The organism is Brevundimonas sp. SL161 (genome assembly GCF_049896985.1).
Classification (GTDB): domain Bacteria; phylum Pseudomonadota; class Alphaproteobacteria; order Caulobacterales; family Caulobacteraceae; genus Brevundimonas.
The window spans coordinates 55,443-73,368 of sequence record NZ_JAFCVJ010000002.1 but is presented as its reverse complement, the minus strand read 5'-3'; the positions used below and the strand labels follow the sequence as shown (position 1 = coordinate 73,368).

General features: G+C 68.7%; 14 protein-coding genes and 1 riboswitch. Of the genes, 10 read left to right on the top strand and 4 right to left on the bottom strand.

What is annotated here, in order from left to right; translation table 11 throughout:
- The first annotated feature begins 106 nt into the window (after positions 1-106).
- Both ACP7AU_RS02755 and ACP7AU_RS02750 read left to right on the top strand, forming a co-directional pair.
- Positions 107-2,332, top strand: a complete 2,226-nt coding sequence (locus ACP7AU_RS02755) for a TonB-dependent receptor (RefSeq protein WP_426050474.1) — start codon at positions 107-109, stop codon at positions 2,330-2,332.
- 23 nt (positions 2,333-2,355) lie between these two features.
- Complete coding sequence (locus ACP7AU_RS02750; protein WP_426037293.1) at positions 2,356-3,036, top strand: Fe2+-dependent dioxygenase; 681 nt, start codon at positions 2,356-2,358, stop codon at positions 3,034-3,036.
- Between the two features lie 51 nt (positions 3,037-3,087).
- Here ACP7AU_RS02750 and ACP7AU_RS02745 read toward each other — a convergent pair whose 3' ends face one another.
- Positions 3,088-5,109, bottom strand: coding sequence for a TonB-dependent receptor (locus ACP7AU_RS02745; RefSeq protein ID WP_426050473.1), 2,022 nt, complete (start codon positions 5,107-5,109; stop codon positions 3,088-3,090).
- Between the two features lie 182 nt (positions 5,110-5,291).
- Positions 5,292-6,701: a Mur ligase family protein gene (locus tag ACP7AU_RS02740; RefSeq protein ID WP_426050472.1), complete on the bottom strand. Its 1,410-nt coding sequence runs from the start codon at positions 6,699-6,701 to the stop codon at positions 5,292-5,294.
- A 43-nt stretch (positions 6,702-6,744) separates the two neighbouring features.
- On the opposite strand from ACP7AU_RS02740, the gene ACP7AU_RS02735 reads away from it, so the two are divergent.
- From ACP7AU_RS02735 to ACP7AU_RS02710, 6 genes are all read left to right on the top strand, one after another.
- Positions 6,745-7,566, top strand: coding sequence for an LD-carboxypeptidase (locus ACP7AU_RS02735; RefSeq protein ID WP_426037299.1), 822 nt, complete (start codon positions 6,745-6,747; stop codon positions 7,564-7,566).
- A gap of 67 nt (positions 7,567-7,633) precedes the next feature.
- Positions 7,634-8,569, top strand: a complete 936-nt coding sequence (locus ACP7AU_RS02730) for an alpha/beta fold hydrolase (RefSeq protein ID WP_426037301.1) — start codon at positions 7,634-7,636, stop codon at positions 8,567-8,569.
- Positions 8,566-11,142: a hypothetical protein gene (locus tag ACP7AU_RS02725; protein WP_426050471.1), complete on the top strand. Its 2,577-nt coding sequence runs from the start codon at positions 8,566-8,568 to the stop codon at positions 11,140-11,142. Before ACP7AU_RS02730 ends, ACP7AU_RS02725 begins: the two co-directional genes overlap by 4 nt.
- Positions 11,139-12,140: a protein-L-isoaspartate O-methyltransferase family protein gene (locus ACP7AU_RS02720; RefSeq protein ID WP_426050470.1), complete on the top strand. Its 1,002-nt coding sequence runs from the start codon at positions 11,139-11,141 to the stop codon at positions 12,138-12,140. The genes ACP7AU_RS02725 and ACP7AU_RS02720 overlap by 4 nt, the downstream gene beginning before the upstream one ends.
- A gap of 58 nt (positions 12,141-12,198) precedes the next feature.
- Positions 12,199-12,417 (top strand): DUF5961 family protein, encoded by a 219-nt coding sequence (locus tag ACP7AU_RS02715; protein ID WP_426050469.1) that lies wholly within the window; start codon positions 12,199-12,201, stop codon positions 12,415-12,417.
- Between the two features lie 54 nt (positions 12,418-12,471).
- Complete coding sequence (locus tag ACP7AU_RS02710) at positions 12,472-12,933, top strand: hypothetical protein (RefSeq protein WP_426037309.1); 462 nt, start codon at positions 12,472-12,474, stop codon at positions 12,931-12,933.
- A 389-nt stretch (positions 12,934-13,322) separates the two neighbouring features.
- Here the strand turns inward: ACP7AU_RS02710 and metB are convergent, their stop codons facing one another.
- Both metB and metX read right to left on the bottom strand, forming a co-directional pair.
- Entirely contained in the window at positions 13,323-14,516 is a 1,194-nt protein-coding gene (metB, locus tag ACP7AU_RS02705; RefSeq protein ID WP_426050468.1) for a cystathionine gamma-synthase, read from the bottom strand.
- Positions 14,513-15,559, bottom strand: coding sequence for a homoserine O-succinyltransferase MetX (gene metX / locus ACP7AU_RS02700; RefSeq protein WP_426037313.1), 1,047 nt, complete (start codon positions 15,557-15,559; stop codon positions 14,513-14,515). Before metX ends, metB begins: the two co-directional genes overlap by 4 nt.
- A gap of 78 nt (positions 15,560-15,637) precedes the next feature.
- Positions 15,638-15,755: riboswitch (SAM riboswitch) on the bottom strand.
- 190 nt (positions 15,756-15,945) lie between these two features.
- Between metX and ACP7AU_RS02695 the strand changes: the two genes are divergently transcribed.
- Together ACP7AU_RS02695 and ACP7AU_RS02690 are read left to right on the top strand one after the other, a co-directional pair.
- Positions 15,946-16,080, top strand: coding sequence for a hypothetical protein (locus ACP7AU_RS02695; protein WP_426050467.1), 135 nt, complete (start codon positions 15,946-15,948; stop codon positions 16,078-16,080).
- Positions 16,081-16,183: 103 nt separating this feature from the next.
- Positions 16,184-17,923 carry a homoserine dehydrogenase gene (locus ACP7AU_RS02690; protein ID WP_426050466.1) on the top strand — a complete coding sequence of 580 codons (1,740 nt, stop codon included), beginning with the start codon at positions 16,184-16,186 and terminating at the stop codon, positions 17,921-17,923.
- Positions 17,924-17,926 lie beyond the last annotated feature (3 nt).

The following is a 17,926-nucleotide window of genomic DNA, read 5'->3' as shown; positions in this document are numbered from 1 at the left end:
GGCTGCTATTGCGACCGCATCGCAGTTTCAACACCGGATCGCCGCATTGTCCCTCCCCAACGCTACCGCTCTCCGTGCTCTCCTCAGCGCCTCTACCGCCGCCGGCATGCTCTGTGCAGGGCCCGCCTTCGCCGCCGAACCTGAGGTCATTATCAGCACTGATCCGGCGACCGATGCGCTGCAGGCCCAGACCTCCACGCTGGAAACCGTCGATGTCGAGGGTCGGCGCGTCCGCCGTGAGCCCGCCTCGCCCCGCTTCACCGCCGATGTCGTCGATACGCCCCGCGCCGTCACCGTGATCCCGCAACAGATCATCGAACAGACCGGCGCCACCTCGCTGCAGGACCTTCTGCGCACCTCCCCGGGCATCACCTTCGGGGCGGGCGAGGGCGGCCAGCCCTTGGCGGACCGGCCCTTCATCCGCGGCCAGGCCTCGGCCAACAATGTCTTTCTCGACGGCATCCGCGACACGGGCGGCCAGCAACGCGAGGTCTTCGCCCTGGAACAGGTCGAGGTGATCAAGGGCCCGGATTCGGTCTACGCTGGCCGCGGCTCGGGCGGCGGGTCGATCAACCTTTCGACCAAGCGTCCGCGTCTGGAACAGTTCACCAACGTCTCCCTCGGCGGAGGTACAGACGGCTACCTGCGCGGCACGGTCGACTGGAACGCGCCGCTGGGCGAGACAGCGGCCCTGCGCATCAACCTCATGGGGGCCCGGGGCGACGTCCCCGGTCGCGACGCCGTCGACTATGACAGGTGGGGGGTGCTCGTCTCGGCCGGGATCGGCCTGGGCACGGACACCAGCCTGACGGCCAGCTACTACCACCTGACAGCGAACGCGATGCCCGACTACGGCATCCCCCTGTTCACGAAGATCGGCGTGCGCACGACGCCGTCGGGCGTGCTCGACGTGCCCTACGACAGCTTCTACGGCCTGACAGCGCGCGACTATCTGACCGGCGAGACCGACGCCTTCACCCTCGACTTCCAGAAGCGGCTGTCGGACGCGATCACCGTCCGCAACGTCACCCGCTATTCCGAGACCCTGAACGACTATATCGTTACCAACCCGGGTGACGGCGGCAATATCACCAACAACGGCGTGGCCCTCATCAGGGGGACCTACTGGATGAAGCGCGGCCTGAAGTCGCGCTGGAACCCGACGAGGACGCTGGCCAATGTCACCGACATCTTCGGCACGGTCTCCGTCGGCGGCCTGAGACACTCGTATGACGTCGGCGTCGAGATCAGCCGCGAGCGCAACAGCAACGCGTCGTGGACCGTCGCCACCCTGACCGGCTCGGCCTGCCCCGCGCCCCTGACCGGCCTCGACTGCACCCCCCTGTATGATCCGAACCCGTCCGATCCCTGGACCGGTACCATCGTGAAGGGCGTGGTCTCGACCAATCTAGCGGAGACGGTCGGCCTTTACGCCTTCGACTCCATCGCCATCGGAGAGCGGTGGGTCGTCAACCTCGGCGTCCGTTACGATCAGTATTCTGTCGAGGGTACGGACGCGACCGGCACGATCGCGGCGCCCGTCTACACCCCGCGCAACGGCGACTGGGACTTCGTCAACTACCAGGTCGGCGTGGTCTACAAGCCCAGCCGCAACGCGTCGATATACGCCAGCTACTCCACCTCCTCGACGCCTCCGACGATTGCGGCCGGCGACCAGAACGCGGGCAACGGCCAGGGCAGCGGCAATCTCGTCAATGTCCTGCTCGAGCCGGAAGAGACCACCAGCTACGAGATCGGCGGCAAGCTCAGCCTGTTCCGCCAGCAGCTTCTGCTGTCGGCTGCGGCGTTCAAACTGACACGCGAAGACGCCCAGATCCAGATCGCGACGGGCGTCTTCGCCCAGGTCGGCGAGGTCGAGGTCCAGGGCATCGAGCTCGGCGCCTCGGGCAACCTCACCACCCGATGGCAGGTGTTCGGCGGCTATACCTTCATGGACTCCGAACTGGTCCGCGGCGCCTTCAGCGGCATCAACCAGGGCGACCCCCTGGCCAACACGCCCGAGCACTCGTTCAGCCTGTTCTCGACCTACACTGTCACGGACCGCGTCTCGGCGGGCGGCGGCGTCTACTATGTGTCGAAGAGCTTCGGCGGCAACCAGGGCGGCGCCGGCGGCGGCGCCAATCGCATCTACGCTCCGGAATACACCCGCGTGGACCTGTTCGCATCCTACGATCTGACCGACCGCGCCACCCTGCAACTCAATGTGCAGAACGCGGGTGACGAACAGTATATCGTCCGCACCAACGGCGTTCACCACGCCGACGTCGCCCCGGCCCGTTCGGCCACCCTGGCGCTGAACATCCGATTCTAGGAAACGACCCGGAGACCCCGTCCTTGCTCCTTCATATCCCCGAAGTCTTCAGCAAGGACGAGGTCGCCCGTCTTCGCGCGATCCTCGATGCCGGTCCGTGGACCGACGGCAACGTCACCTCGGGCCACCAGTCGGCCCGCGCCAAGAACAACAGCCAGCTGCCAGAGGATTGCCCGCAGGCCCGCCAGGTCGGCGCCCTGATCCAGCAGGCGCTGGCCGCCAATCCGATGTTCGTCTCGGCGGCCCTTCCGCACACGGTCTTCCCGCCGCTGTTCAACCGCTACGAGGGCGGTCAGGCTTTCGCCGCCCACGTCGACAACGCGATCCGCCTCCACCCCTCGGGCCTTCGCATCCGCTCCGACCTGTCGGCGACCCTCTTCCTGTCGGAACCCTCGGACTACGACGGCGGCGAGCTGACCATCGAGACCGCCTACGGCACCCAGACCGTCAAACTGCCCGCCGGCGACATGGTCCTCTATCCGTCCCGCAGCCTGCACCGCGTGACCCCGGTCACCCTGGGCGCCCGCGTCTCATCATTTTTCTGGATCCAGTCGCTGGTCGCCGATGATCAGGACCGCGAGACCCTGTTCCAGCTCGACATCGCCACCCAGCGCGTCGCCGTGGACAGGGGGCCGACCGATCAGGCCGTGCTCGAACTGACCGGCGTCTACCACAACCTGCTGCGGCGCTGGTCGGAGGTCTGAGCGCCCCTTTTTCCGTGCACCCCGGCGAAGGCCGGGGTCCACGGACGGGCGTCACCAGCTCAGCGTCAGCCCCGCGCGGACGGTCCTCGGCGGCCCATACCCCGCCACCCCGTCGCCCGTTTCAGACACCTGGACCTCGGCGTCAAACAGATTGTCCGCAGCTACCCAGGCGACCACCCCGGTCCGTACCTCGAACTCGGCCCGCGCATCCAGCGTCGTCGCCGCGTCCAGCACGCGGCTGTTCAGATCGTCCTCAAAGCGGCGGCTCTCGTACCGCACCCGGCCGACCAGCGTCAGCCGGTCGACGACGCGCCACTCCGCCCCCGCCGAGACGCTCCACTCCGGCGCCTGGGCCGGCCGCAGTCCCGTCAGCTGCGCCGCCGACGTTCCGCCATCGACCTCCGCATCCGTCCACGACAGAGCCCCATCGAAGGACAGCCGCTCGCCGACCCGATGCTTGGCCGTCAGCTCGACGCCGGTCGCCTCGATCGTCCCCGCGTTCTGCCTCTGCCTCAGCACCCCGCCCGCCGGCACGAAGCCCGCCCTCGGGAAGGCGCCCGGCCCGACCCCGATGGTCACGTTGATGATGGCGTCCTCGATCCGGTTCCAGAACACCGTCGCCCCGAGTGATGTCGTCTCATCCTCCCAGGCCAGCCCGGCCTCGACTCCCTGGAGCTCTTCCGGAACCAGCGCCGCATTCGCCTCGGTCAGGTCGTTGCCGACCCGGAACGGTCGGTGCAGTTCGTTCAGCGTCGCTGGCCGGAAGCCGGAATAGGCGGCCGCCCGCGCCGCCAGCCCGCCGCCCAGATCGCGCCGCGCCGCCAGCCGCGCCGAGAACACCTCGCCCGATCGATCCGGCGAACCCTCGTCCAGGGTCGGTTGACCGGTCGTCAGATCACGCTCGAGCCGCCGGCCGTTCGAATTCGCCCAGCCATCGAGCCTCAGACCGCCGGCCACCAGCCACGGCCCTGCCGTCCACGACGCCTCGCCATAACCGCCGATCACCGAGGCCTCCCCGCCCGCGACCCGATCCCGCGTGAAGCTCCCGGCCATGAAACGGAACAGCTCCCGCGTCTCGCCCTCGTTGAACCGGGCGTCGGCGCCCAGCTCCCACTCCAGCAAACCGCCGCCCAGAGCGACGGCCACTCGCCGCAGGGCGACATTGGCGCCCCAGCCCTCGGCCGGGGTCGCGAACTGGTCATTGGCCGGGGTGGTCGATCCCCGCCCGGCCGCCACTGCGACCGAGGTGTTGGCGAAGTCGCTCTCGCGGCGCCATAGCTGAGCCCGCCAGCCCGGCCGTTCGGCCGAGGGCGTCCTCGAAACAGTCGCCGACCAGCTCTGCCCCATAGCCGACGACCGCGCCCCGGCCAGGCCCGACCCGCGATTCTCCTCATAGGCGGCGGCCCGCAGCGACAGCGCCGTCGCCGGATCAATCGCCACGTCCGCCCGCAGAGATCCGCTCAGCGTCGCCAGATCCAGCGGCGTATCGACCGCGCCGGCCGCCGCGCCGCGGACGGGGACATAGCCGTCGCTCAACTCCCGTTGCACCACCCCGGTCAGGGCGAACCGCCCCGCGCTCAGCGTCGTCGCGGCCGCCAGCCTCCGCCCGCCATACTCTGCGCCGGACACGTCCAGCGCTCCGCCGTCTCCGTCGCGTTCACGCAGCTGGATCACCCCGGTCAGGGCGCCCGCCCCATAGGGTCCGGCTCCTGAACCGCGCACGATGTCGAGCCCCGACAGACTCTCCGGCGCCACTTGCGACCACAGCACCCAGCCGCCGAACGGATCGTTCAGCGGCACGCCATCCAGCGTCACCAGTGTCCGTCCAGCGCCCGACGGCGCGATGGCCCGGAGCGATATCCCCTGGGTCGTCGGATTGGCCGCCAGGCTCGAGGTCCGCCGGAACAGGCTGACCGCGAGTACGGTCTGCAGCGCCTCATCGATCCGCCTCGCCCGGCCCAGCACCCCCTCGTCCAGCCGGATCACGGAGAAGGCCGCGTCTCCCGCAGCGGGCGGCAGACGCGCGGCGGTGACGACGATGTCGGGAAGGTCGGCGGGGATGTCTTGCAGCATGCGACTCTTTCTTGGATCCAACCGGCTGGCCAGCGACCGCGCCCCTGTTCCGTGCATCCCCGCAAAGGCGGGGAGCAAGTTTGGGCTCTCTTACCGACAGCTGATCATCAGCGCTTTCAGGCATGGTGACACATGAAAGCTTGGGGTCCCACCTTCGCGGGGATCCTGGGATCCGGAAAGGCCTAGACGCGCAACCGTTCCAGCAGCTCCGCCGCGAACGTGGACAGAGTATCGTCCCGCGCCCCCATGACGATGATCCGGTCGCCTGGCTTCGCCAAAGCCACGATCCGGTCGCCGCAGGCCGCGCGGTCGAGCAGGGCCTCTGCGTTCCGGCCCTCGGCGCGGACGCCCGAGGCGATGTCCTCCGACCCCACGCTGCGATCCGTGGTGCCGCCGTAATAGACCGGCTCCGGCATCAACAGCAGGTCGTCGGGCTTCAGCAGGCCTGCGAAGGTCTCGATGAACTCCCGCTTCATCAGTTTCAGCGGCCCGAAGCCGTGCGGCTGGAACAGGACCAGCAACCGTCCGTCGAAGGCGTGCAGCGTCTTCACCGTCGCCGCGATCTTGTCCGGGTTGTGGGCGAAGTCGTCCAGCACGGTGATCCCGTTCGCGACGCCCACGACCTCCATCCGCCGCCTGATCCCGGCGAAGGTCTCCAGCGATGTGACCGCCGCCTCCAGCGGCACGCCCAGCGCCCGCACCGCCCCCAGCGCCGCCAGCGCATTGGCGACATTGTGCGCGCCTGGAACGTTCAGCGTCGCCGCGATCCGCGCCCCGCTCGACCGCTCCGTCAGGTGGAAGGTCATGCCGGCGGGAAGGGGTTTCAGGTCGTGCGCCGCATAGTCCGCCGCCTCATTCCCAAGGGCGAAGGTCAGAACCGTCGCCGCCCGCCCGTCGTCCACCATGGTTTGCGCCAGAGCCGCCGTCTCGACGTTGTCGAGGTTGAGCACTGCGGTCCGCGCCCCGCCCGTGAAGCCGCCGAACAGGTCGCGCAGCTCCTCCATCGACTTGTGGTCCAGCGAGATGTTCGACACCACCGCCACCGTCGGATCGTAGCGCGCGATCGAGCCGTCTGATTCATCCACCTCGGCCACGAACAGGTCTGCGCCGCCCACCAGGGCGCTGGCGAACGGATGGTCGGCATCAGCGAAGTTGCGCATCACCGCCCCGTTGATCACGGTCGGCTCGCGCCCCGACTGGCTCAGAATCCAGGCGATCATGCCGGTTATGGTCGACTTGCCGCTGGTCCCCGCAACTCCCACCGAAGTTGGGGCCGCGTTGAAGATCTGGCTCAGCAGCTGCGGCCGGGTGACGATCTCGGCGCCCACGCGCTTGGCCGCCCCTATGTCCGGCACCGTGTCCTCGACCGCCCCTGTCGCGACCATGATCTGTCCGCTGCGCACGCCCGACCCGTCCTGCGGATGCAGAACCACGCCGTGCGCCCTCAGCCAGTCGAACTTCTCCGGCGTGCGGCCCTGATCCAGCGCCCGGTCCGAGCCCTCGATCGCCGCGCCGCGCGCCTGTACGATCATGGCCAGGGGCAGCATGCCCGACCCACCGACGCCGCAGAAGAAATAGGATGGTTCGCTCATGGTCCGGTGACTAAAGAGGAGAAGCCGGGGAGGGAACACAAGAATGAAGATCGGGGTCGTCGCTGTCTCGTCCCGCTTCGCGAAGGAGCGCGCCGAGGCCATCCAGGCCTGGTTCGACCTGAAGTTCCCGACGGGCGAGGTGACCGTCGCCTTCCATCCCAACAGCTTCGCCAAGTCGGGCCATTTCGCCGGCGATGACGCCGCCCGCGCCGATGCCTTCGTCGAGTTCGCCAACGACCCGCGTCTGGATCACATCTGGTTCGCGCGCGGCGGCTACGGCTCGTGCCGCATCGCCGAAGCGGTCATGCTGCGCCTGACCGATGTGGCGAGGCGGAAACGCTACCTCGGCTATTCCGACGTCGGCTCGATGCTGGCCATCCTCTACAAGAACGGCTTCGAGGTCGCCCACGGTCCCATGGCCTCGGACGGCGTGCGCAACGATCCGACGGGCTTCCGCTCTCTGAACTGGCTGCGCAAGAGCGAGACCGAGGGGCTGGAGCCATCGCTCCTCACCGACCCGCGCCCGGCCGTCGCCTTCAACCTGACGGTCCTCGACCAGCTGCTGGGCACGCCGCTGGAGCCCGACCTGACCGGCCACATCCTGATGCTCGAGGACGTGTCCGAGGCCGCCTACCGCATCGACCGGATGATGTTCCACCTGACCAGCCAGCCGTCGATCCGCCGCCTCGCCGGCATTCGCGCCGGACGCTTCACCGACGTTACGGTCAATGAGCCGGACTTCGGCCTGACCGGCGAACAGATCGTCCAGTTCTGGTGCGAGCGCTCGGGCATTCCTTACCTCGGCCTCGCCGACATCGCCCACGACCGCGAGAACAAGGTCGTGCCGTTCGGGCCACGGCCTTAACCCTATCGCTCCCGCCTCCGGGGAACCCTATCGACATCGAACGCGGGTGTGAGTCACATGCCGCCCGATGGGGCGTAACGGATACCTGACCCTGCCGGCATGGACACGGGCGGCCATGGTCGGCGTGCTGGGCGGAGCCGTTCTCGCGAGTGCGACGGCCGTATCGGGGGATGCGGTCGCGGCGGCCGAGAGCCGCAGTTTCATCACTTCCGACGGGGCCCGCCTCCACTATCTGGAGGCGGGTCCTTCGGAGGGCCGGACCGTGGTCTTCGTGCCCGGCTGGACCATGCCCGGCTGGATCTTCGAGGCGCAGATCGACGCCCTGTCGGACCGCTACCACGTCCTCGCCCTGGACCCCCGTGGCCAGGGGGAGAGCGAGGTGACCCGCTTCGGCTACACCCATGAGCGTCGCGGCCGGGATATCGGCGAGCTGATCGACCATGCCGCCGAAGGTCCGGTCGTTCTCGTCGGCTGGTCGCTCGGCGTGCTCGACAGCCTGGCCTGGGTCGCGGACGGCGGGGCCGACCGGATCGCCGGCCTCGTCCTGATCGACAACTCCATCGGCGAAGAGCCGGCGCCGCGCGCCGCCCCGGCTCCGCCGCGGTCCGCCACCCCGCCGCCCGAGCCGACGCCACAGGAACGCCGCGCCCGCCGCGCCGCCTTCGTCGCCTCCATCTTCGCCCATGATCCGGGGACGGACTATCGCGCACGGCTGACCGATCAGGCCCTGCGCATGACCGTCGAGGACGAGCGTCGGCTGCTCGCCTACGACGTCCCCCGCGAGTACTGGCGCGCCGCCGTCCATTCCACCGACCGCCCCGTCCTCTATGTCGTCCGTCCGCGCTGGAGGGAGCAGGGCGAGACCCTTGTCCGCACCCATCCGAACGCCTCGATGACGATCTTTGAGGGCGCCGGCCACGCCCTGTTCGTCGATGAGCCGAAGCGGTTCAACACCCTGCTGCTCGACTTCCTCGACACCCGCGTCACCAGGACGGTCCATTGACCGCCGCCGCTCCCGACCTGACCAGCAAGACGCGCGCGGCCCTGATCCCGCTGTTCCTGATCGCCATGGATGTGGTCGGGATCGAGAACGCCCTGACCCGCTATTTCGCGGTCGCGAAATGGTCGGAGTACGGCTACTGGATTATTTCCATCGTCATGGCCGGGTTCGCGCTCTCGGGCGTCGTCACGGCCCTGTTCCGCGACAGCGTCGCCCGGCACGGCGTGATCCTGAGGACCATTCTTCCGGCGGCGATGGTGATCGCGGCGGCGGTCGGATACCAGCTGGTCACGGCCAATCCGTTCAATCCGCTGCAGCTTCAGAACCCCACCACCTGGCCCGATCAGGTGAAGAACATCGGCCTCTATTACGCGGCCCTGCTGCCCTTCTTCTTCCTCGCCGGCCTCTACATCAGCCTGATCTTCGTCCTGAATCACCGGGAGATCGGGCGGGTCTATGGGTACGATCTAATCGGCGCAGGCCTCGGCGCGGCCCTGGCGCTGGGCCTGATGTTCGTCGTCCATCCCTTCCTTCTGGCCCCGGTACTGCTTGTGCCGCTGGCCCTCTCGACCCTGTTCCAGCCCGGCCGGCTAAACTGGCTGGGCGCGGGTCTCGCCGGCGCGGCCCTCGTCGCCGGAGAGGCCATCCTCTTCCTCGGCGCGCCCCCGGCCTTCTCCGAGTTCAAGGCCATCTACGCCCCGCTCAATACGCCCGGCGCCGCCGTCGTCGCCGAGATCCGCCAGCCGCGCGGCCACTATCTGCTGCTCGAGAATTTCACCGAGCGGGTCGATGCCGACGTCTCCAACAACGCCGGCCTGATGGGGATCGCGGGCCCGCCCTCGACCTACGGCCTCTACCGCGACGGCAATCGCATCGCCTCCCTGCCCAAGGCCGGCCCGCTCGACGCCGCCTATGCGCCGAGCGCGCTCAGTGCCGCCCCCTACGCCCTGCGCCGGTCGCCCACCGTCCTGCTCGTCGGCCTGTCCGGCGGCTTCCGCGTCGCCGAGGCCCTGACGCTCGGAGCCTCCCGCATCGACGGCATTGAGGGCGAACCCGTCCTGCGCCACGCCCTGAGCGCCGGTCTCGGCCCGTCGCCCGCGCTCGCTGCCGATGCCAGAGTGACCCTGCTGGACGGAGGCCCCATCGCCGCCGCCTGGCGCGCGGGGCCGAATTCCTACGATATCATCGACGTCTCCGCCGACTTCGTGGATGCCGCCCCCGCCAATGTCACGGGCGTCACGGAGGAGGCGCTCGCCGCCTATCTCGCCGCGCTGAAACCCGGCGGCGCCGTGTCGATGTCCGTCTCCATCCGCGACTTCCCCGTCTACGTTCTGAGGGTCCTCTCGACCGCCCGCCAAGCGCTGCTGGCCAAGGGTATCGTCGATCCGTCCGCCCACGTCCTGATCTACCGTTCCGCCTGGAACGCCCGCATCCTGATCAGCCCGACCGCCTGGTCGCCCGCAGACGTGGCCGCGCTTCAGGCCTGGTGCGCCGAACGGTCGTTCGACGTCTCCTGGCGTCCCGGCATGGATGTGGTCGCCGCCCGCGCGGCGCTGTTCAACGACCTGCCGAGCGTCTCGTTCGAGACCGGCCAGATGACCTCCGACGGTCCCGACGACGCCATCGCCAACGAGGTTGCCGCCGTCCTCGTCGGTCGCCCGTCGCCGTCGTCCGAGGCCTTCCACGTCCGCCCCGCGACTCTGGACCGCCCCGCCTTCTATTCGTCCCTGCGCCTCGAACGCCTCGACACCTTGATCAAGCGGCTCGAGGTCCTGCCCCAGGCCGAGATCGGCGCCCTGGTGAACATCGCCGTTCTGGGTCAGGCCATCGTCATCGCCCTTCTGGTCCTGGCCGCGCCCGCCCTGTTCCGTCGTCGCGCGGGCGGGGCACGCGAGAAGACGAAGCTCTGGCCGGCCCTGTATTTCCCGGCGCTCGGCCTCGGCTTCCTGCTGGTCGAGATCTTCCTGATCGACAAGGCGGCCTTCTATCTCAACGACTATTCGTCGGCCTTCGCCCTGGTCCTGACGGCCATGCTGATCTTCTCCGGCCTCGGCAGCATGATCGCCGGCAAGTGCGCCGCCATGCCCAAGGTCGCCTCGATGATCGGCCTGATCGTCGTCCTCGCCTGGATCGGCGCCATGCTGGTCGGCGCCGAGGACTTCATGATGCGCACCCTCGACCAGTCGTGGGCGATGAAGGCCGGTCTGGTCGTCCTCGCCGCCGCCCCAGTGTCACTGGCGCTTGGCCTGCCGTTCCCGCTCGGCCTGATCCAGGTCGGAGACGGCCGCGCCCTGCCCTGGGCCTGGGGGCTGAACGGCGCCTTCTCGGTGGTCGCCACTCCCCTCGCCAATCTGATGAGCCGCGACGTCGGCTTCTCGTCCCTGCTGATCGTGGCGGCGGGCCTCTACGCGCTCGCCTTCCTCGTCCTGCCGGTCGCTGCGGCTGTCCGAAAGACCGTTCCGGTGTTCGAGCCTGCCGTCCCGACCAATCCCTTCGCCGACCTGCCGGACCCCGTTCCCGCCCGCCTTGACCCCTTCCCGGACCAGAACGGTTCGAGCCAGACGAGCCCCGCATGACCCCTGATCGCACGATGATGGACCGCCGCACCCTGCTGACCACCGGCGGCGTCGCGACCCTGACCGGGCTCGCCGGCTGTGACGAGACCACGATGAAGTCCGTCCAGGCGCGCCTCAACCCGACGCAGGCCTCGGGCGGGGCAGGGGCTGCCGTGCCCGCCGCCCCGACAACGGCCGCCGCTGGCGAGGCCTCCGCCGTCTCCGCGACGGTCCGTATGCCGAGCGAGCCCTGGACCTTCGCCCGTTTCAATACCGCCATGTCGGCGTCCCAGCGTCCACACTCGATCACCGAGACCCAGTTCACCGAGATCCAGGCCCGCAAGCCCGCCGCCATCGAACGCATCAGGACCTATCTCGACGGCCGCTTCGGGGCCCATGATCCAAACGTGATCCAGGCCTTCGAAAGCCTGCCGCGCGAGTATTTCCACTACGCCTACGCGTCGGACGCCTCGACCGCGTATCAGGCCTATGAGGCCAATCCCAAGCCCTGGGCCATCGGCCACGGCAGCGTGCTCTCCGACTATCTGGGTCAGGCCTATATGACCCAGCTGGCGGCTCCGAAACCGACCGATGTGACGCTGGAGATCGGCACCGGTTCAGGCTTCCAGTCGTCCCTGCTCAGCCGCGTCGTCCGCGACAGCTACACCATCGAGATCATCCAGCCGATCGGCGAGGCGGTCGGCAAGATCTGGGCCCCGCTCGGCTACGACAACGTCCACGGCAAGGTCGGCGACGGCTATCTCGGCTGGCCCGAGGTGACCGAGGGTTTCGACACCATCATGCTGACCTGCGTCGCCCAGTACGCCCCGCCGGAACTGTTCCGCCAGCTCAAGCCGGGCGGCAAGCTGATCATCCCGATCGGCCAGCCCTTCCGTCGCGGACAGGTCCTCTATGTCTACACCAAGGATGCCGACGGCCGGGTCCATTCACGCCGCGACGTGGGAGTCTTCTTCATCCCCATGACCGGCGCGATGCAGAACCGTCCACAGCCTGCGTAACGGCGATTGAATCCATTTCGCGGGTAACGCGTTGATCCTGCGGAGGAGGAGCTTTCCCATGCCCCAGGCCGCCCGTTACGTCGCCCACACCGAGTCCGGTCACTGCCACATCCTAGAAGCCCGCAGCTTCGAGGATGCGGCCCTGACCTTCGCCGAGGCCCATTCGCCATGGGCCGAGGACGACGCCCTGCGCGTGATCGTCCAGTCCGAGGACGGCGGGCCCGAGCATTGTTTCGTCATCCATCTCGAAACCGAGGCGGTCGAGGCCTGCGCCTAGGCTGGCAAGCGTCACGGTTCAAGGCTAACGCTCCGGGGCAAACCGGAAAAAGCCATGCCCAATGCCCGCCCGATCCCATGGTCGATGATCCTGCGCCAGACCCACACCGTGGTGGGCATGGTCATCGCGCCCTCGATCCTGATGTTCGCGGTGACCGGCGGGCTGCAGATCTTCCGCCTGCAGGAAAGCCACCCCGGCTACACGCCCGCACCGCTGATCGAGAAGCTGGGCCGGGTGCACAAGGACCAGGTCTTCGCGGTGCAGCCCCCGCGCCCGCCCCGGCCCGAGACGGCCCGTCCGGCCGGAGCCGCGGCGCCGCAGGAGGTCGGAAAACCCGCGACCCCGCTCTCGAAGAGCCTGCTCCAGTGGTTCTTCGTTCTGGTCGCGGTCGGCCTGTTCCTGTCGACCCTGCTGGGCGTCTGGATGGGCGTGACGATGGGCCGGCTGAAGATCGTCGCGCGCTGGGCGCTGCTCGCCGGGACGGTGATCCCGGTCGCGATCCTGCTGATCCCCTAGGAGGCCCGCGCCCGATCCCCGAACGCCGCTCATTCCCGCGAAGGCGGAGACCCAGTGCTTAAGTGAGGCTCGGCGTCTGGGTTCGTCTCATGCGTGCCGGCGAGAGTCATCGTCCAAAGACCGGGGCCCCGCCTTCGCGGGGATAAGCGGATGACGGATGCACTCGCGCCCGCGAAGGAGAATTTATCCTCCATCCGGGCTTGCGCTGGCCGCGTGCGACGATCACGTCTCGACCGGGTCTTTGAAACCGTCAGGTGATGCCTCCGCATGCTGCATTTCGCTGTCGGCAGAGTCGCACGCATCGAAACGCCAACCTGCTGATTTTATTCAGATCGGCCGCGACTCTGTAGACTCTGTCGACTCCATTTTTGGAGTCTCACTCCGAACGATCAGGCCGCCTCCGCCCGGACCTCCGCCAGAGCATCCAGCGCCTGGATCAGGTCGGCGATCAGGTCATCCTCGTGCTCCAGACCGACCGACAACCGCAACAGGCCGTCGGTGATCCCGGCGACGACGCGCGCTTCCGGCGTCATGGCGGCGTGGGTCATGGTCGCCGGGTGGGCGATCAGGCTTTCGACCCCGCCCAGCGACTCGGCCAGGGTGAAGGTCTCCAGCGTCTCCACCAGCTGGCGCACGGCATCGACGCCGCCGGCCAGCTCGAAGCTCAGCATGGCGCCCGGCCCCTGTTGCTGGCGCGCGGCCAGGGCGTGGTTCGGGTGCGACTTCAGGCCCGGATAGTGGACGATCGAGACCGCCGGGTGGGCTTCGAGCAGGTCGGCGACCTTGCCTGCCGTCGTCTGCTGCCGTTCGATCCGTGCAAAGAGGGTCCGCACCCCGCGCAGGGTCAGATAGGCGTCGAACGGCGAGCCGGTGACGCCCAGGCAGTTGGCCCACCAGGCCAGCTCCGCATGGTCCGCCGGATCGGCCGCGATCACCGCCCCGCCGACCACGTCGGAATGGCCATTGATGTATTTGGTCGTCGAGTGGACCACGATGTCGGCGCCCAGTTCGATCGGCCGCTGCAGCGCCGGCGACAGGAAGGTGTTGTCGACCACCACCTTGGCCCCGACCCGGTGGGCGCGGGTGCAGATGTCGGCGATGTCGACCACGCGCAGCAGGGGGTTCGACGGCGTCTCGATCAGGACCAGCCTGGGGTTCAGGGCCAGCGCCGCATCCAGTGCGACGGTGTCGCCCTGATCGACCCACAGGACCTCGAAATGCCCCTTCTTGGCCCGGGCGCACAGCAGGCGGTGGGTGCCGCCGTAGCAGTCGTGCGGCGCGATCAGCAGATCGCCGGGCTCCAGCAGGCTCAGCGGCAGATCCACCGCCGCCATCCCGGTCGCCGTGACCACGCAGCCGGCTCCGCCTTCCAGCTCGGCCAGGGTCTCGGCCAGGACGTCGCGGGTCGGATTGCCGGAGCGGCTGTAGTCGTATTTTCGCTTCTGCTCGAAGCCCGCGAACGAATAGTTCGAGGACAGATACAGCGGCGGCATGACCGCGCCGTGGGCCGTGTCCGTATCGACGCCGGAGCGGGCGCAGGTGGTGCGGACGTCATGCGGCCGCTTGCCGGTGGGACGGGTCATTGGTCGATCTCCTTGAGCGCGGAACGGAGGATGGCGGCGACCGCCTCGTCCTCCTTCAGAAAGGCGTCGTGGCCGTACAGGGACGGGGCCTCGACCAGACGCCACAGGGCGGGCAGGCGAGCGCCGAGCTCGCGGATGTCGTCGATCGGCACCAGCCGGTCCGAGGTGAAGCCAACCAGGGTCACCGGGGTCCGGATCGCCTCGGGCGTGACGCTGTGGCGGTCGATCGAGTCCGACAGCGACAGCCAACGGGCCGGCGTCGTGTGGGTCCGGTAGGCCTTGCCGCGCGCGGTCAGGTATTCGCACACCGGATAGGCCTGCCCCGCCGCCGCGGGGGCCTCGGTCTCGAACCGCTCGCCGAACTCCTCGGCGGTGCGATAGGTGGTCATGGCCAGTTCACGGGCCAGGGCGACCCCGTCCTCGGGCCGTCCGGCGGCCTCGGCCAGCTGCAGGATGCGCCGCTGGATCCCGCGCCACGCGGTCGCCTGCGGATGGGCCCGGTGGGCGGCGGAGACCACAACCAGCTGCTCGACACGCTCGGGGAACAGCTCGCAGAAGGCCAGGGCGATCATGCCGCCATAGGAGCAGCCGACGAAGGCCGAAACGACGGGATCGCCGATCTCTTCGAGGATCAGCCGCAGCAGCCGCGCCTGGTCATGGGTGGTGATGGTGACCGGCTTCATCCCGTCGGCGGCCTCCGGCGCATAGTCGAAGGCCAGGACCTGGAAGCGGCTCAGGTCGATCGGCCCGCGGATCGAGACCGCGCCCGACCACCAGCCCAGGCCGTTGGTCTCGGTCCGGTGCACGAACCGCCCCGCCGAGATGCCGCCCGCCACCACAACCAGCGGCGCCCCGGCCCGGCCGTGCAGCCGCCCAACGATCTGGCGCTGGCCCAGTCGCTCGCCCGACTTGAGGCGGAAGTCGACCGGGATGTCGACGGTGATATCGACCGCACCGCCGCCCTTGCGGGCAAGGATCGCAGTCGAGCGCGCTGTCGGACGACAGAGGGGTTCTGCGGAAATCTGTTGAGTGTCGAAAGCCATGGCGTCGTCTGCATCGTCCCGCCCAGCAAGGCTCCGGATGCGATGACAGATCGTGGAGACGTCGCCTCGTCGACGCTCCACTCATCTCTCGCGGACCCTTCGAAAAGGATCCTCGCAGGAGTTGGCACCGTTCGGCTGGAAACCGATGGTTGCCCCGACGTCAAAGGGCCTATCCCTCGGTCGGTCTTGATGAGTGGATTTACGTTGCGGGTGCGAAGACCGCCGGTCAAGAGAAAAAATCTACCCCATTGATCCGGTCTGACGGATAGGCTGTGACTGGAAGGTAGCTAAAGGGCCGGCAGACGCAAAAAAGATGCTCGAACCGGGTTGACGACGGTCGTTTCTCCCGACACTCTGCGACCAACAATTTTTACAGGAACTCGCCCGTGTCCCGTCTCGGCAGCATCGCCGTTTCGATCTCGACCACCGCCCTCGCGGTGCGCTCGATGACCCTTGCGACTCTCATTTCGACCACGACCGGTATGACCATCACCGGCCCCTCGCGGGCGGGAACAGGTTAGCGCGCAGGTCGAAAACACCTCAGCCAACCCAGACCCGCCCGGCCCCGGCCAGGCGGGTTTTCTATTGCCCTGATCCCAACTCCTCCCCGAACGGACCATCCATATGCCCCACTCCAGCGCCCGCCTCGCCGTCGTCGAGAAACCGATCGCCGAGCCTTCGCCCACCGCCGAAGTGGTGGTGCTGAAGTTCGGCTCCTCGATCCTGCAGGACCAGTCCTGCGCCCCCGCTGTCGCCTCCGAGATCTATGGCCACGTCCGCGCGGGCCGGAAGGTGATCGCCGTGGTCTCGGCCCTGGGCGGCCACACCGACCGGCTATTCGCTGACGCGCGCGCCCTCGGCCTCGATCACGAGAACGACCTCCTTCCCGGCTATGTGGCGCTGGGTGAGGAGAAGGCGGCGGCGCTAGTGGCTATCGCCTGCGACCGGATCGGCCTGGATGCGGCGGCATTGTCCGTGCGCGAACTGGGCATTGTGGCCGACGGCCCGGCCGAGCATGCGCATCCGGTCTCGCTGCGCAGCGACGCTCTGTGGAAGGCGCTGGCGGACCATCAAGTCGTCGTGGTTCCGGGCTTCGGCGCCGTGGGTGAGAAAGGGAAGGTGGTGCTGCTGGGGCGCGGCGGTTCAGACCTGACGGCGGTCTTCCTCGCGGCCGAACTGGGCCTCAGCCGCGTGCGTCTGGTGAAGGATGTCGACGGCCTCTACGACCGCGATCCGGCTTCGGCCTCGGGCAAGCCGCTGCGCTATCGCCGGGCCAGCTGGGACGACGCCCGTCGCCACGGCGGCGCCCTGGTCCAGCACGACGCGATCGACATGGGTCAGCAGCGGTCGGTGGAGATCGAGGTGGCCGCGCTCGGTCGCGCCGATTGCACGGTGGTCGGAGACCATTCCGCGCCTCCCGGGCCGTCGATCCCTGATGCGCCTCTGAAGGTGGCCATCGCGGGCTGCGGCGTCGTCGGCGGCGGCCTGCTGCAACGGCTGCTGAAGGATAACCGGTTCCAGGTCGTCGGCGTGCTGGTGCGCGATCCATCCAAGCCCCGGGATGTGGAGGCGCCCGCCGACCTTTTCACGTCAGACCGTGAGGCGCTGCTGGCGCTTCGACCCGACATCCTGCTGGAGGCCCTGTCAGAGGGCGCTGCCGGTCACGACCTGATCCGTGCGGCCCTGGAACGCGGCATCGATGTCGCCAGCGCCAATAAACAGGCGATCAGCCGGGACCCGGCCGGTCTCGCGGACGCCGCCCGTGCTCACGGCTCGCACCTCGCCTATTCGGCGGCGGTCGGGGGCGGGGCGCCGATGATCGAGACCCTGCGCGTGGCCAGGGCGGCCGGGCCAGTGAATGGATTCGAGGCGGTGCTGAACGGCACGGTCAACTTTATGCTGACGCGGCTTCAGGCCGGCGCCGATTTCGCCGACGCTCTGGCCGATGCCCGGGTCGCGGGCTTCGCCGAGGAGGATCCGTCGTCGGATCTTGAGGGCCGCGATTCGGCCGCCAAGGTCCGGTTACTGGCTTTCGAGGCCTTCGGGCGGACGCCGGCCGAAGCCGACGTACCCTGCGCCGTCCTGTCGGAGGCGTTCAAGCCGGCCGGGCCGGTCCGCCAGATCGGCGCCTGTGTTCGGGACGGGGAGGGGCTGAAGGCGTCGGTTTCGCTTGACGTGGGGCTCGACGATCCGCTCTTCCAGAGCCTGGACGGGGAGCGCAACGCCTTGAAGGTCTATGGCGAGGACGGTCGGGTTTGGTCGTGCAAGGGCCGCGGCGCGGGCCGCTGGCCGACGACCGAGAGCGTGCTGGCGGACCTCGCCGACATCGTTCGCGCGCGCCATGCGTCGCTGGGTCACCACTAGCGC

Excerpts from the sequence above, each read along its gene's own strand:
- ACP7AU_RS02755 (WP_426050474.1), top strand. The coding sequence starts at position 107 with ATGCTCTGTGCAGGGCCCGCCTTCGCCGCCGAACCTGAGGTCATTATC.
- ACP7AU_RS02745 (WP_426050473.1), bottom strand. The coding sequence starts at position 5,109 with ATGCTGCAAGACATCCCCGCCGACCTTCCCGACATCGTCGTCACCGCC.
- ACP7AU_RS02740 (WP_426050472.1), bottom strand. The coding sequence starts at position 6,701 with ATGAGCGAACCATCCTATTTCTTCTGCGGCGTCGGTGGGTCGGGCATG.
- ACP7AU_RS02735 (WP_426037299.1), top strand. The coding sequence starts at position 6,745 with ATGAAGATCGGGGTCGTCGCTGTCTCGTCCCGCTTCGCGAAGGAGCGC.
- ACP7AU_RS02730 (WP_426037301.1), top strand. The coding sequence starts at position 7,634 with ATGGGGCGTAACGGATACCTGACCCTGCCGGCATGGACACGGGCGGCC.
- ACP7AU_RS02720 (WP_426050470.1), top strand. The coding sequence starts at position 11,139 with ATGACCCCTGATCGCACGATGATGGACCGCCGCACCCTGCTGACCACC.
- ACP7AU_RS02715 (WP_426050469.1), top strand. The coding sequence starts at position 12,199 with ATGCCCCAGGCCGCCCGTTACGTCGCCCACACCGAGTCCGGTCACTGC.
- ACP7AU_RS02710 (WP_426037309.1), top strand. The coding sequence starts at position 12,472 with ATGCCCAATGCCCGCCCGATCCCATGGTCGATGATCCTGCGCCAGACC.
- metB (WP_426050468.1), bottom strand. The coding sequence starts at position 14,516 with ATGACCCGTCCCACCGGCAAGCGGCCGCATGACGTCCGCACCACCTGC.
- metX (WP_426037313.1), bottom strand. The coding sequence starts at position 15,559 with ATGGCTTTCGACACTCAACAGATTTCCGCAGAACCCCTCTGTCGTCCG.
- ACP7AU_RS02690 (WP_426050466.1), top strand. The coding sequence starts at position 16,184 with ATGCCCCACTCCAGCGCCCGCCTCGCCGTCGTCGAGAAACCGATCGCC.